Consider the following 14,007-nt stretch of genomic DNA (forward strand, 5'->3'; position numbering starts at 1 on the left):
ATTTATTTACTTTGTTTAAGCAGAATGCTCCAGCAGTTTCTGATCTGCCTAAATTTTCTTTCGTAAGTTTATTCAAATTTAATACCATATCAACGATATTTGCATAACTAAAGCATCTACATCCGTGTTAAAAAATGTTAAATGCATAATTGCCTAAGTGCTTAATATCTAATGCGAATTAAAGATTGCATAAAAAAATGAAGATTCAATGAAAACTAAATTCTATAAATACCAGGGCGCAGGAAACGACTTCATCTTAATAGACCACACCCACTCCACCTTAGAACATACTGACAACCAGTTTATTGAAGATTTATGCCATAGAAGATTTGGCATTGGTGCCGATGGATTAATGTTTGTAACTAAACATGAAAACTACGATTTTGAAATGTACTATTTTAATGCAGACGGTAAATTGGGTAGTATGTGTGGTAACGGAGGCCGATGTATTGTTGCATTTGCTAAACAACTCGGTATTATAGAAAGAGAGACGAACTTTTTGGCAGTTGATGGCCCGCATTATGCCAGAATTTCAGAAAATGGCGAGTGGGTTGATCTTCAAATGATTGATGTAAATACCATTACCAAAGATGGAGAAGCATATGTTTTAAACACTGGTTCTCCGCATTATGTAACTATACAGAATAACCTGAAAGATTTTGATGTATTTAGTGAAGGTAAGAAGATTCGCTACAATCAAATTTATAGCGAGAAGGGTATTAATGTAAACTTTGTAGAAGACCAGGGTGATCATCTTTTTGTACGCACTTATGAACGCGGTGTTGAAGATGAAACTTATGCCTGTGGCACTGGTGTAACTGCTGTAGCAATGGCAATAGCCAAACATAAAAACCAAACCGGGCACATTAAAACAGATATTAAAGTTTTGGGTGGCGATATTAAAATCGAATTTGATTATGATGGGGCAAATTTTACGAACGTATTTTTGTGTGGCCCTGCTAAATTGGTTTTTGAAGGCGAAGTAAACTGATCGAAATTTGTTCAATTATTGATGCGAATAATTTTCAGATTGCCATCACTATAAAATGTAACAGATCAGGTGCTGCCTGACGGTTGACATTCCATTATTTTTTAAGTGCATCCAAAAACCTTTATTAAGGTACTGTTAATTCGAAGCTACTTTAAGTATGCAAACATCAAGTGTGTAAATTATACACTATGAATAGATTTTAGCGACCATTTTGACCTACATTTTCCAGGTCAAAATTCTAATATTTGTTATGTTTTAACACAAGTTAACACTCTGTCTCAAGATAATTACACATTAAATAAAAGCTTTTAAAGATTTCAAAACACTCATAAATAAGCCGTTAACACTTTTACAACCCGCTTTTAGACTGAAAATAAATCAATCGATTGATTAAATGACAGAATTTGGACAGATTTATTTTTTTTTAGGCGCTATTTTTGGGCAAAGATTGCGAACTCAAAATCCAGATTTGATAACGCCTTCAATCCGGAAAATAATTTTAACACACACAAGAATACTCCATGAGAAAAGTAACAACTCTCTTTATTAGCATGAGCATTGGAATGCTTTTAGCGTCCTGCGGAAATAACGACGATGCTAAAAAAGCTGCTGCAGCTGCAGCAGCCGGTCCTCAGCCCTACCCGGTTTTTACCGTTAAAGCACAAACTACAGAATTAAACTCAGACTATCCGGCCACAATGGAAGGAATTCAAAACATTGATATCCGCCCAAAGGTTGATGGATTTATTGATAAGATTCTGGTTGATGAAGGTGCCGTTGTTAAGAAAGGTCAACTGCTTTTCACCATTATGGCACCTCAATATGAGCAGGAAGTAAGAACGGCCCGCGCAGCCATAAGCAGTGCAGAGGCTGATGTTAATGCGGCTCAACTTCAGGTAAATAAAACGAAACCACTAGTAGAAAAAGATATCATTAGTAAATACGATTTAGATGCCGCCCAACTTACTTTGCAAAGTAGAAAAGCCGCTTTAGCACAGGCAAGGGCAACATTAGCAAACGCGAAGGTTAACTTAGGCTATACTTCAATCACAAGTCCGGTAAATGGCGTAGTGGGGAGCATTCCTTTCAGAAATGGAAGTTTGGTAAGCAGCTCCAGCACCGAGCCATTAACTACCATTGCAAATACTTCAAAGGTTTATGCTTACTTCTCTTTAAATGAGAAGCAACTTTTAGATTTTTCTAAAACTTATAATGGCAATACTTTAGCAAAACAAATGAAAAACATTCCTGCTGTAAGTTTGGTATTGGCAGACGGAACAGTATACGCACAAAACGGAAAAATCGAATCCATTAACAGCCAGATCAACACCACCACAGGGTCTGCAAGCCTAAGAGCAACTTTCCCCAACCCTATTTCTTTATTAAAATCTGGCGGAAGTGCATCGGTGAGAATTCCACAAAAAGTTGAAAATGCCATTTTAGTTCCTCAAAAATCTACAATCGATTTACAGGGCAAGAAATTTGTTTATGTTTTAGGCGATTCAGCGAAGATTGTAAGTACTGAAATTCAGGTAATGGATTTAGCAAAAGATAAATTTTTTGTGGTAACTAAAGGATTAAAGGCAGGTGATAAAATCGTTTTGGAAGGTTTCCAATCTTTAAAAGACGGTGTTAAAATTAAACCTGAAGAAACAAGTGCCGATTCAGTTTACGCGGAGATCAAATAATAATGTAATCAGTGCAATCACACTCATTATCAGTGTAATCAATATTAATTATGTTTAAAAAATTCATAGAAAGACCGGTTTTATCAACGGTAATATCCATTATCATCGTTATTCTCGGTGTTTTAGGTTTAGCCACGCTGCCGGTTTCACAATATCCTGAAATTGCACCACCAACGGTGCAGGTTTCAACATCATACCAGGGTGCTAATGCAGATGTGGTATTGAGTAGTGTAATTGTTCCACTAGAAGAACAAATAAACGGTGTAGAAGATATGACTTATATGACTTCTACGGCGAGTAATGATGGTACTGCTACTATTACCGTAAACTTTAAATTGGGTACCAATCCAGATCTGGCTGCTGTAAATGTTCAAAACAGGGTTTCCAGAGCAACTAGCTTATTACCCGCAGAGGTTACAAAATCTGGTGTAATTACCTCAAAAAGACAGGCCAGTAACGTATTGATTTTCGGTATATATAGCGATGACCCATCTTACGACCAAAAGTTTTTACAAAATTACGCCAACATCAACATCATTCCACAGATTAAACGAATTAATGGTGTAGGTGATGCAAGTGCTTTCGGACAAATGGATTATACCATGCGTATTTGGCTTAAGCCGGATGTAATGGCTGTTTATGGTTTGATTCCGAGCGATGTAAATGCTGCATTGGCAGAACAAAACGTAGAGGCCGCTCCGGGTCAGTTTGGAGAGCAGGGCGATCAGGCATTTCAATACACCCTAAAATATACAGGCCGTTTAAAAGATGAAGCAGCATTTAGCAATATCATCATCAAGGCTGATGCAAATGGTCAGATTCTTCGATTAAAAGATGTAGCAAGAATAGAATTAGGCGCACAAAGTTATGCCAGTACGGTTAAATTTAATGGTAAACAAGCTTTAGGTATTGCTATTAACCAAACTGCCGGCTCAAATGCACAGGAAGTTATTGAAAACTCCTTAAAAACTTTAGATGAGGCTCAGAAATCTTTTCCTAAAGGTGTTCATTATACTACACTTGTAAATGTAAATGACTTTTTGGATGCCTCAATCGAAAAAGTAATACACACCTTAATTGAAGCATTTATTCTGGTATTTCTGGTTGTATTTATTTTCCTGCAAGATTTTCGCTCAACATTAATTCCAGCAATAAGTGTTCCTGTTGCTATTATTGGAACTTTCTTTTTCCTGAGTTTATTTGGGTTTACGATCAATTTATTAACCTTATTTGCTCTTGTACTCGCTATTGGTATTGTGGTGGATGATGCGATTGTAGTAGTGGAGGCTGTTCATGCGAAATTAGATGAAGGCTATACGGATGCAAAAAAAGCAACAATTGATGCCATGGATGAAATTAGTGGTGCAATTATTTCGATTACACTGGTAATGGCCGCAGTATTTATTCCAGTAAGTTTTATTCAGGGTTCATCAGGTGTATTTTATAAACAGTTTGGTTTAACGCTTGCAATTGCAATTATCTTATCCGCAATTAACGCATTAACTTTAAGCCCTGCTTTATGCGCCATATTTTTAAAACCACATAAAGATGATCATGGCAAAAAGAAAAATTTCCTGGAACGTTTTTATGCTGCCTTTAATACTTCATTTGATGCCGTAACTGGTAAATACAAAAAATCCATTGGCTTCTTATCACATAAAAAATGGATAGTTGGCGCAGGTATTTTGTTTTTTACAGGTTTATTGGTTTGGACAATGAATACCACGCCAAAAGGGTTTGTACCGAATGAGGATTTAGGAACAATTTTTTCTGATATTTCGTTACCAGCAGGAACATCGCTCGAGGAAACGGATATTATAATCTCAAAAATTGACAGTATTGCACATACAGTTCCAGAAATTAAAAACTCATTAAGGGTTGTTGGCCGAAGCTTAATAAGTGGTTCGGGAAGCTCTTACGGGATGGTTATCGGTAGATTATCTCCCTGGGATGAACGTGGCAGAGATGTAAAAGCAATTATTGGAGAGCTTTTCGCTAAATCAGCAGGCGTAAAAGGCGCTAAGATTATTTTCTTCGCGCCGCCAACCATTCAGGGTTTTGGTACCAGTGGTGGCTTTGAGTTTCAGTTACAAGATAAGACCGGTGGTGATATCAAAAAATTCAACGAAGTAGGTAATACATTCTTAGCCGCACTGAGTAAACGACCAGAAATTCAATATGCCTCCACTTCATTTAACCCAAACTTCCCTCAATATCAAATTGATGTAAATGTGGCAAAGGTAAAGCAAGCAGGTTTAACGGTTAGTGATGTTTTAGCTACTCTTCAAGGATATTACGGTGGCGTTTACGCTTCAAACTTTAACAAGTTTGGAAAACAATTTAGGGTAATTTACCAGGCCGATAATAAATATCGTGCTAACCAGTCGAGCTTAACCAGTATTTATGTGCGCAATGCGAGCGGAACAATGGCACCAATTTCTGAATTTATTAATTTAGAAAAAGTGTATGGACCACAAGCCATTTCACGTTTCAATTTGTTTACTTCAATTGCCATAACAGGTAACCCAAATGCCGGCTTTAGTTCTGGTGATGCTTTGAAAGCTGTACAAGAAGTAGCCGCACAAACATTACCTGCAGGATATGGCTACGAATTCTCTGGTTTATCCCGTGAGGAAATAAGCGGTGGAAGCCAAACCATATTTATCTTCTTACTTTGTATCATCTTCGTTTACTTCTTACTGGCCGCACAATACGAAAGTTATATTTTGCCTTTAGCGGTATTGATTTCTTTACCTGTTGGTTTAGCGGGTGTATTTGTATTCGATAAGATATTCGGGATTGATAATAATATCTATACGCAGATTACACTCATCATGCTCGTTGGTTTATTGGCCAAGAATGCCATTCTGATTGTGGAATATGCTGTAGACAGGCGAAGAAAAGGAATGAGTATTGTCAACGCAGCCATTGATGGAGCAACAGCGCGTTTACGTCCGATTTTAATGACCTCTTTTGCATTTATCTTAGGATTATTACCATTGATGCTTTCTTCTGGTGTAGGTGCAGCGGGTAATAAATCCATTGGTACAGGTGCTGTGGGCGGGATGCTTATCGGAACCCTATTCGGTGTGTTTGTAATCCCTGCCTTATTTATTATTTTCCAAAGTTTACAGGAACGCATGAGCGATAAATCTCCTTTTGAAGAAGGCATAGAAAAGGAACAAACACCTGAAGAATATGAATTGGCAACCAGTCATAACAAACATTAATTTTTAAGAATATATGAAACTCAGATATAAGTATTCCATTTTAATCGGCTTCACCATCTTAACCTTAAGCGCTTGTGTGACTAAAAAATACGAGCGCCCGCAAGTTAAAAGTGAAGGATTATACCGGGATCAAAATACAACAGATACCACTACCATTGCAGATTTGCCATGGAAAACTTTATTCTCAGATACCACTCTTCAATCCCTGATTCAACGTGGGATAAACGAGAACCTGGATTTGAAACAAGCCATCGAACGGATCAGAATTTCTGAAGCTACTTTGAGGCAAAGTCGTGCAGCATTTTTACCAAGCTTACAAGCTGATGTATCAGTTACAGATGCCAAACAAGCAGCCGCCGCATTAAACTTTCCGGCAGGAATTAATATTAATTTAGAAACGCAAACGTACAGGGCACAATTAAGCACCGCCTGGGAAGCAGATATCTGGGGTAAGTTAAGCAGTGCAAAGCGCTCAGCATTTGCCACCTTATTGCAAAGTGATGCGGCTAAACGTGCCGTTCAAACCCAGTTAATTGCCACCATAGCCAATAGCTACTATACCTTATTGGCTTTAGATAAACAATTAGCCATTACTGAACAGACCATCAAAATTAGAACGCAAGATGTTGAAACCATGAAAGCTTTAAAAGAAGGTGCCGTGGTAAACGGTGCTGCTGTGGTTCAAAGTGAAGCGAATTTATATGCGGCGGAAGTAACACTCCCAGACTTAAAAAGAAGTATTAAAGAAGCAGAAAATGCATTAAACATTGCGTTGGCACAAGCTCCGGGAACAGTTAACCGCACATCTTTAGATCAGCAAGTTGCCTTTTCAAATTTGCAAACAGGCGTTTCTGCACAATTATTGCAAAACCGTCCGGATGTAATTGCTGCCGAATTTGGGTTTAGAGCAGCTTTTGAAAACACTAACGTGGCTAAAACCTACTTCTACCCTGCTTTAACTTTAACAGCTGCCGGTGGTTTAACAAGCTTACAGTTGAATAACTTTTTTGATAACTCGATTTTCTATAACATTGTTGGCGGACTAACACAGCCCATATTTGCCAAAGGTGCCAATAAAGCACGTTTAACTACTGCACAGGCAAATCAGCAAATTGCTTTTTACGCCTTTCAACAAGCACTTTTAACTGGCGGGCAAGAAGTATCGAACGCTTTATATGCTTATCAAACAGCAGAAGAAAAAGAAGCAACCAGAGCAAAGCAGATTGCATCTTTAACTAAGGCCGTAGATTTTACCAAAGAATTATTACGCTACAGCTCAGCAACAAACTATACTGACGTTTTAACCTCAGAACAAAGTTTGTTAACGGCTCAGCTGAATGGAATTAATGATAAACTTCAAAAACTCCAGTCGGTTGTTAATTTATATCGCGCTTTAGGTGGAGGATGGAAATAACTCCTTTTAATCTCCTAAATGCAAAAAGCATCCCTAATATCCGGGATGCTTTTTGCATTTAATGTAATTCTTTTTACTGGTACATTCCTTTGCTATCAATAAAACTGATCACCTTATCCGGAAGGAAAAACTGTACGCTTTTGTGTTCTTTTAGAGACTTACGAATAAAGGTTGAGGAAATCTCCATCAGTGGTGTATCTGTAAAGATAATGGAAGGATGATCTACCCACTCACTTACCTCGGCACCGGGCCGGGGGTACACAAAAATCTGATAGTTTTTCAACAGGATTTCATAATTCTTCCACTTTTTGAAAGATACCAGATTATCTGCTCCCATTATCAATACAAATTCTTTTGAAGGGAATCTTTCGTGAAGATAAGTCAAAGTATCAATCGTATAGGATGGTTTTGGCAGATTAAATTCAATATCACTCACACGGATATTTTCTGAATTTTCTATAGCCAGATTAGCCATTTCCAGCCGATCATACATGTTGGCAAGTCCGCTTTTTTCTTTTAAGGGATTATGGGGGGAAACCACCAGCCATACCTCATCAAGTTCAGTATGATTAGCCATATAGTTAGCAATAACCAGATGTCCGGTATGAATTGGGTTATATGAACCGAAGAAAAGACCTGTTTTCAGTTTGCGGTTTTCAGTTAACATTTTTCAGTTGATGGTTATGGTGCAAAAAGCTAGACAGATCCGTATTTTTCAGGATTATGCATCATGTGATTCAATAGTTTTCCAACTTCCTCACTTTGTTCAACCAGCCTAGCATGACGTTCTTGGGTTATATATTCACAAGCTAATGCAAAATTTAGCCAGCCTTTCGTTTCGCTATTTTCCATATCACTATCAGTAAGTTTACTTATGAAATGGGCTTTATATCTCCGCTTTCTATAAGCTTCAACCAAACAAATATTTGTTGATCTTGAAGATCGTCTAATCTGATCAGTAAGCGAATACATTTCTTCTTTTGGAAAGGACTTGCTTATTACAAATATTTCCATCGCCAATTCAAATGACTTTTTGTAAACCAATAAATCAGAAAAATCGCCCATTAATGATACTGATATTTAGATTCCTCCTTATAAACCCAGAACTGAAAACTGACTAGCTTATGGTTTAATATTTCCCAAACTGTAAATTGCTAACTATTTAAAAACTCTTCAACGAGTCTTTCCGCTTCGGCACAGGCAGTTTCCAAATCAAAGTTTTTCAAGATAACATCAAATTTATCAGCATAAAGCAACTCTTTCTCCGCTTTAATAAAACGTTCCTGAAGTTTCTCCAGGCTATCTGTTCCTCTACCGCTTAAACGTTCTTTTAGCACTTCTAAAGATGGTGGCTGAACGAAAATAGCCAAGGCGTCTTCTTCATATTTTCTTTTCAGGCGAATCCCACCCTCTACATCAATATCAAAGATTACATGTTGATCGTTTTCCCAGATTCTTTCTATTTCCGAGCGTAGGGTTCCGTAGAAGGTACCGTTATAAACCTCTTCAAATTCTACGAATTCCTGATGCGCAACTTTATGTAAGAATTCTTCTTTGGTAATGAAATAATAATCATTTTCATGAACTTCATCACCCCTTGATTCCCTTGTTGTAGCCGAAATTGAAAAACTCAATTGCGGAAATTTCTTCAACAGATGATGTACAATTGTTGTTTTACCTGCTCCGGATGGTGCTGAAAATATGATTAATTTACCTTGTTTCATTTTTTTAAGACTAAAGACCAAAACAGAAAGCTCAAAGCTTTAGTCTTTGAGCTTTAAGCTTTAAGCTTTCTATAATACGTTAAGTAATTGTTCTTTAATTTTTTCTAATTCTTCTTTCATGCCCACTACAAACTGCTGCATTTGCGCATCGTTTGCCTTAGCACCCATGGTATTAATCTCCCTACCAATTTCCTGAGAAATAAAACCTAATTTTTTACCATTAGCTTCTTTGCTGGCCAGGGTTTGAAGGAAATAATCACAGTGACTTTTCAATCTGGTTTTTTCCTCTGTGATGTCGATTTTATCGATATAATAAATCAGTTCCTGTTCAAACCGGTTTTGATCGATGTTTACCTTACCTACAGCATCATCTAAAAACTGCGAGAATTTATCTCTGATAGCGGTAATCCTTCTAGGTTCTAATTCTTCAACTGATTTAAAATAACCTAAAATATTGGTAATTCTGAGTTCAAGATCTGCTTTCAAAACAGCACCTTCATCAGCTCTGAATTTATTGAAATTGGTTAAAGCCGAAGTGAATAGTTGATATAAATTATTCCATTCATCCTCACTTACACTTTCTTCTTTATAACTAATTACATCAGGGAAAGTTAAAGCGGTTTGCAGTAAGTTGCTGCTTCCGGCATTGAGCTGATCATTAACTGCAATGAGTTGGTTATAATAATGGCTAAGCAAAGCGGTATTAATAGTTGCACCGGTAACTTCGCCACCAGCACGTTCTACATTAATGCTTAAACTTACCTTTCCGCGTTCAATGTCTTTGCTGCATACATTGCGCAAAATCAATTCTTTGTCAGAAAAAGCTTTTGGATATTTTAAGTTTAGCTCAAGGAATTTGCTGTTGAGCGATTTGATTTCGACACTATACTTTGCATTTGCATAATCGGCTGTTGCTAAGCCGTATCCTGTCATGGATTTTATCATGCGCAAAGATAGAAAAATTAGTTTAGAGTTTGCAGATGGCCTTTTAGGTTTAGCGCTGATAAAATAAAAATATCAACCATATAAAAACGCGCAATATTCACCTTAACGTTATTTAACAACCAGAGCCATGAACAATCGTTATTTTTACGCAAAACGGCTTACCGAGATGAAAGCACTATTAACGCCCTTATTTATCTTATATTTTGTGTTTATGCCAGAGAAAAGCAATGCACAGCAAATTGCCGCTAAAGGTGTTATTTTGGAAAAAGGAACAGCTACCCGCATCGCATTAGCCTTAATAACAGATACGAATAACCACGTTTCAGTTGGCAGCAATGATATGGGTTTTTTCCAGATAAAGGCTAAAATTGGCGATACGTTATGGTTCTTTAAACGCCATTTTCAAGATCAGTTTGCTGTCGTTTCCAGTGAAAAAGATCTGTTGATCAACCTGATCAGAGCTGACATGATTTTAGAAGAAGTAACAATTAAAGCTGAAAACAAACAAGAAAACTTATTTGCTGTTAGACAAGAACACCGTAAGAAAACTTACTTTTACGGCAAGAAGAGAAATCCACTTTATTATCTCCGTTCTCCGATTGCTGCGATATTGGAGCTTTTTGGATCTGATAGAAAAAATGCAAAGCGGTTTGACCGGCACCTGGATAAAGAAGAAAAAGAACTAGAAGTAGACAGATACTTTAATTTAAGTCTGGTTAAAGCACATACCAACCTAACCGGAAAAACGTTAGAGAAATTTATGCTAGACTTCAGGCCTAAACATGAACAAATAAAAAACTGGAATACCTACGATGCAGCTGGCTATATAAAAAGATCAGCTAATTTTTACCTCGATACCTTAAAACGTGAATAATATAAACACAATAAGACCACTGAAATTAATATTATCGCTCCTGTTATTCCTGTTTGCCAGCAATATGGTGAAAGGGCAAGAGCTAATTATAAAGGGAGTAGTTTTTGAAAAAGGAACTAATTTACGGGTGGCACTTGCTGAAATTACTAACCAGCGTACACAACTTGGTGTTGGCAGCAATGATCTGGGCTTTTTTCAAATAAGAGCTAGTGTAGGCGACACGCTCTTAATTACCAAAAGAAACCTGAACGATCAGCAGGTTGTAGTGAAAGGACCTCAGGATATTTTAATTTATTTGGTTAGAAACAGCACAATGCTTGAGGAAGTCACTATTGTAGGTAGTACCAAAAAGCAGGATTTAGAAGACCTTAAACGAGAATTTGGAAATAAAGGGGTTTACAATGGTGGTAAATCTTCAGTTTTATCTTCTGTTTTTCACCCGTTAAATGGACTTTATAACCTGATTGGTAAAGATCCAAAGAATGCCCGCAGATTTAACCGTTATGCGGATAATGAATTGAAGCAAACACAAATTGATCAATACTTTAATGGAACTATTATCCAGAACAATACTGATTTAAGGGGAAAAGATCTGGAAACTTTTATGCTAAACTACCGTCCGGATTATGAAAAGGCGCAACACTGGAATGTTTATGATTACATCAAATACATTAAAGAATCTGCAAAGAAATTTGAAGAAACGCCCGTAAAAGCGAATGATTTAAATCCCATTAAATAGATAACGCTTCGCAGGCCTTCTCGGCAGCCAACTTCTCAGCGTTTTTCTTATTGTAATCTCTACCGGTACCAAATTTTTCTCCTTCGACCAAAGCGCTGATGGTAAAAAGTTTCGCACTTTCGCCTTCGCCATTCTGAACGAGTTCGAACATAACGTCTTTACCATGGCGCTGGCACCACTCAATTAATTTACTTTTGAAATTAGTTTCAGTAAGTTCTAGCGTATGGATATCAATGTGGGGTTTAACAATTCTACGTAGCAAAAACTCCTTTGTAAAGTTGTAGCCCTTATCCATGTAAATAGCACCAATAATAGCTTCGAAAGCATCGCCCAACATGGAGTTGTGTTTGGTTTGAATGCTTACAGATCTTTGATCAAATTGAATAAGCTTATCAAATCCAATCTTTTTAGCAAGCTGGTTCAAATTGGCACGGTTTACAATTTTGGAACGCATTTCGGTTAGAAAACCTTCTTCTTTGTAAGGATAGTGCTTAAAAAGTAATTCTGCAATTACTGAACCTAAAACTGCGTCACCAAGAAATTCCAAACGTTCATTGCTGCTTCTGCTTCCGTTTTTTAAAACTTTTGCGACAGAACGATGCCTGAACGCCATTTTATAAAGCGTTACATTGCCTGGCACAAAGCCTAAAATATTTCTCAGCTTTTTAACAAACTCCTTTTCAGGCGAAAGATAAAGTTTATATAATTTAAATATCGGCATTAAACAAATAACACAATTAACGGCAAATGAGCATATTGAACTAAGTTATCTATTTTTAACTAGCATACAAAATTATATAGCGACGCTGTTTAATTAATCTTCGTATTTTTTGAAAATTAAGGAAGCATTGTGGCCACCGAATCCAAAAGTATTACTTAAAGCCGCTCTAACTTCACGTTTTTGCGCTTTATTAAAAGTAAAATTTAATTTCGGATCAAAAGCAGGATCATCTGTAAAGTGATTAATTGTAGGAGGAACAATGTCATTCTTTACAGCAAGAATTGCAGCAATCGCTTCTACAGCACCGGCAGCACCTAAAAGGTGGCCTGTCATTGATTTGGTAGAACTAATGTTTAACCGATAAGCATCATCACCAAATAATGCACCAATGGCTTTAGTTTCACTAATATCACCAAGTGGTGTAGAAGTACCATGAACATTGATGTAATCTATATCAGCAGTAGTCATGCCTGCATCTTTAAGTGCATTGGTCATAACCATTCTGGCACCTAAACCTTCAGGATGTGGCGCAGTGATGTGATTAGCATCTGCACTCATTCCACCACCTACAAGTTCAGCATAAATTTTTGCGCCTCTTGCTTTGGCATGTTCAAGTTCTTCCAGAATAATGGTACCTGCACCTTCCCCTGCTACAAAGCCATCACGGTCTTTATCGAACGGACGGGAAGCCGTTGCCGGATCATCATTACGTGTAGATAATGCATGCATGGCATTAAAGCCACCCATTCCTGCTTCGTTGATAATGGCCTCAGAACCACCACTAATAATCACATCAGCCATACCCAAACGGATATAGTTAAATGCATCAATCATAGCGTTTGTGGAAGAAGCACATGCAGAAACAGTTGCAAAATTTGGCCCACGTAAGCCATACTTGATTGAGATATGCCCTGGAGCAATATCAATAATCATTTTAGGGATAAAAAATGGATTGTATCTTGGCGTACCATCTCCCTTGGCAAAATTTGAAATTTCATCAAGGAAGGTTTTCAATCCACCTATGCCAGCACCCCAGATTACGCCGATTCGGTTGGTATCTAATTTTTCGAAATCAAAACCACCATCCTTCACTGCCTCATCTGTAGCTACTAAAGCATATTGTACAAACGGATCAAGCTTGCGGGCTTCCTTTTTCTCCAGAAAATCTTCCGGATTAAAGTTTTTTACCTCACATGCGAATTTAGTCTTAAACTTTTCAGTATCAAAACCTTTAATAGGAGCAGCGCCACTCACCCCGTTAGTCAATCCTTCCCAAAACTCGGGAACATTATTGCCTATAGGAGTGAGCGCACCCAACCCTGTTACTACTACTCTTTTTAATTCCATTTATACTGAAAAAGCGTAATTCTATTTAACGTTTTTTTCCAAATAAGCGATTGCTTGACCCACTGTACCGATGGTTTCAGCCTGATCATCAGGAATAGCTACATTAAATTCTTTTTCAAATTCCATAATCAATTCTACGGTATCTAAAGAATCTGCACCCAAATCGTTGGTGAATGAAGCCTCTGGCGTAACTTCGCTTTCGTCAACACCTAGTTTTTCTACGATAATAGCCTTAACTCTTGAAGCAATATCAGACATAATTTTATAATTTAATGGTTAAATAATTCTGTGCAAAGAAAAATAAATTCTTACAATTTTCAAATGTTTTTATTTC

The 14,007-nt window shown here is 37.3% G+C and carries 13 protein-coding genes; 6 read left to right on the forward strand and 7 right to left on the reverse strand.

What is annotated here, in order from left to right; translation table 11 throughout:
- The first annotated feature begins 208 nt into the window (after nt 1-208).
- From dapF to GJU39_RS13945, 4 genes are all read left to right on the forward strand, one after another.
- Nucleotides 209-991, forward strand: coding sequence for a diaminopimelate epimerase (gene dapF / locus GJU39_RS13930; protein ID WP_154281458.1), 783 nt, complete (start codon nt 209-211; stop codon nt 989-991).
- A 521-nt stretch (nt 992-1,512) separates the two neighbouring features.
- Complete coding sequence (locus tag GJU39_RS13935) at nt 1,513-2,679, forward strand: efflux RND transporter periplasmic adaptor subunit (RefSeq protein ID WP_154281459.1); 1,167 nt, start codon at nt 1,513-1,515, stop codon at nt 2,677-2,679.
- A 50-nt stretch (nt 2,680-2,729) separates the two neighbouring features.
- A complete protein-coding gene (locus tag GJU39_RS13940) occupies nt 2,730-5,909 on the forward strand; it encodes an efflux RND transporter permease subunit (protein WP_154281460.1) in 3,180 nt (1,059 codons plus the stop codon).
- Nucleotides 5,910-5,922: 13 nt separating this feature from the next.
- On the forward strand, nt 5,923-7,323 hold the full coding sequence (locus GJU39_RS13945) for an efflux transporter outer membrane subunit (protein WP_154281462.1): 1,401 nt from the start codon (nt 5,923-5,925) through the stop codon (nt 7,321-7,323).
- 73 nt (nt 7,324-7,396) lie between these two features.
- Here GJU39_RS13945 and nadD read toward each other — a convergent pair whose 3' ends face one another.
- The 4 genes from nadD to GJU39_RS13965 form a co-directional block, all read right to left on the reverse strand.
- Nucleotides 7,397-7,990, reverse strand: a complete 594-nt coding sequence (gene nadD, locus GJU39_RS13950; protein WP_154281464.1) for a nicotinate (nicotinamide) nucleotide adenylyltransferase — start codon at nt 7,988-7,990, stop codon at nt 7,397-7,399.
- A gap of 29 nt (nt 7,991-8,019) precedes the next feature.
- Complete coding sequence (locus GJU39_RS13955) at nt 8,020-8,388, reverse strand: four helix bundle protein (protein WP_154281465.1); 369 nt, start codon at nt 8,386-8,388, stop codon at nt 8,020-8,022.
- A gap of 89 nt (nt 8,389-8,477) precedes the next feature.
- Nucleotides 8,478-9,047 (reverse strand): guanylate kinase, encoded by a 570-nt coding sequence (gmk, locus tag GJU39_RS13960; protein WP_154281467.1) that lies wholly within the window; start codon nt 9,045-9,047, stop codon nt 8,478-8,480.
- Nucleotides 9,048-9,116: 69 nt separating this feature from the next.
- Nucleotides 9,117-9,980, reverse strand: coding sequence for a YicC/YloC family endoribonuclease (locus tag GJU39_RS13965; RefSeq protein ID WP_154281469.1), 864 nt, complete (start codon nt 9,978-9,980; stop codon nt 9,117-9,119).
- 178 nt (nt 9,981-10,158) lie between these two features.
- Between GJU39_RS13965 and GJU39_RS13970 the strand changes: the two genes are divergently transcribed.
- Nucleotides 10,159-10,866, forward strand: coding sequence for a hypothetical protein (locus GJU39_RS13970; protein ID WP_154281470.1), 708 nt, complete (start codon nt 10,159-10,161; stop codon nt 10,864-10,866).
- On the forward strand, nt 10,859-11,605 hold the full coding sequence (locus GJU39_RS13975; RefSeq protein WP_154281472.1) for a hypothetical protein: 747 nt from the start codon (nt 10,859-10,861) through the stop codon (nt 11,603-11,605). The genes GJU39_RS13970 and GJU39_RS13975 overlap by 8 nt, the downstream gene beginning before the upstream one ends.
- Here the strand turns inward: GJU39_RS13975 and rnc are convergent.
- The 3 genes from rnc to GJU39_RS13990 all read right to left on the reverse strand — a co-directional run bounded on the left by rnc (nt 11,598) and on the right by GJU39_RS13990 (nt 13,931).
- The gene (gene rnc, locus GJU39_RS13980; protein ID WP_154281474.1) at nt 11,598-12,326 is read right to left on the reverse strand and encodes a ribonuclease III; all 729 of its coding nucleotides are present in this window, start codon (nt 12,324-12,326) and stop codon (nt 11,598-11,600) included. The two genes, GJU39_RS13975 and rnc, sit on opposite strands and share 8 nt — an antisense overlap.
- A gap of 93 nt (nt 12,327-12,419) precedes the next feature.
- Entirely contained in the window at nt 12,420-13,673 is a 1,254-nt protein-coding gene (gene fabF, locus GJU39_RS13985; RefSeq protein WP_154281476.1) for a beta-ketoacyl-ACP synthase II, read from the reverse strand.
- Between the two features lie 21 nt (nt 13,674-13,694).
- Entirely contained in the window at nt 13,695-13,931 is a 237-nt protein-coding gene (locus tag GJU39_RS13990) for an acyl carrier protein (protein ID WP_008508386.1), read from the reverse strand.
- Nucleotides 13,932-14,007: the final 76 nt, after the last annotated feature.

It is taken from the genome of Pedobacter petrophilus (genome assembly GCF_009674725.1).
Taxonomy (GTDB): domain Bacteria; phylum Bacteroidota; class Bacteroidia; order Sphingobacteriales; family Sphingobacteriaceae; genus Pedobacter; species Pedobacter petrophilus.

Excerpts from the sequence above, each read along its gene's own strand:
- dapF (WP_154281458.1), top strand. The coding sequence starts at position 209 with ATGAAAACTAAATTCTATAAATACCAGGGCGCAGGAAACGACTTCATC.
- GJU39_RS13935 (WP_154281459.1), top strand. The coding sequence starts at position 1,513 with ATGAGAAAAGTAACAACTCTCTTTATTAGCATGAGCATTGGAATGCTT.
- GJU39_RS13940 (WP_154281460.1), top strand. The coding sequence starts at position 2,730 with ATGTTTAAAAAATTCATAGAAAGACCGGTTTTATCAACGGTAATATCC.
- GJU39_RS13945 (WP_154281462.1), top strand. The coding sequence starts at position 5,923 with ATGAAACTCAGATATAAGTATTCCATTTTAATCGGCTTCACCATCTTA.
- nadD (WP_154281464.1), bottom strand. The coding sequence starts at position 7,990 with ATGTTAACTGAAAACCGCAAACTGAAAACAGGTCTTTTCTTCGGTTCA.
- GJU39_RS13955 (WP_154281465.1), bottom strand. The coding sequence starts at position 8,388 with ATGGGCGATTTTTCTGATTTATTGGTTTACAAAAAGTCATTTGAATTG.
- gmk (WP_154281467.1), bottom strand. The coding sequence starts at position 9,047 with ATGAAACAAGGTAAATTAATCATATTTTCAGCACCATCCGGAGCAGGT.
- GJU39_RS13965 (WP_154281469.1), bottom strand. The coding sequence starts at position 9,980 with ATGACAGGATACGGCTTAGCAACAGCCGATTATGCAAATGCAAAGTAT.
- GJU39_RS13970 (WP_154281470.1), top strand. The coding sequence starts at position 10,159 with ATGAAAGCACTATTAACGCCCTTATTTATCTTATATTTTGTGTTTATG.
- rnc (WP_154281474.1), bottom strand. The coding sequence starts at position 12,326 with ATGCCGATATTTAAATTATATAAACTTTATCTTTCGCCTGAAAAGGAG.
- fabF (WP_154281476.1), bottom strand. The coding sequence starts at position 13,673 with ATGGAATTAAAAAGAGTAGTAGTAACAGGGTTGGGTGCGCTCACTCCT.
- GJU39_RS13990 (WP_008508386.1), bottom strand. The coding sequence starts at position 13,931 with ATGTCTGATATTGCTTCAAGAGTTAAGGCTATTATCGTAGAAAAACTA.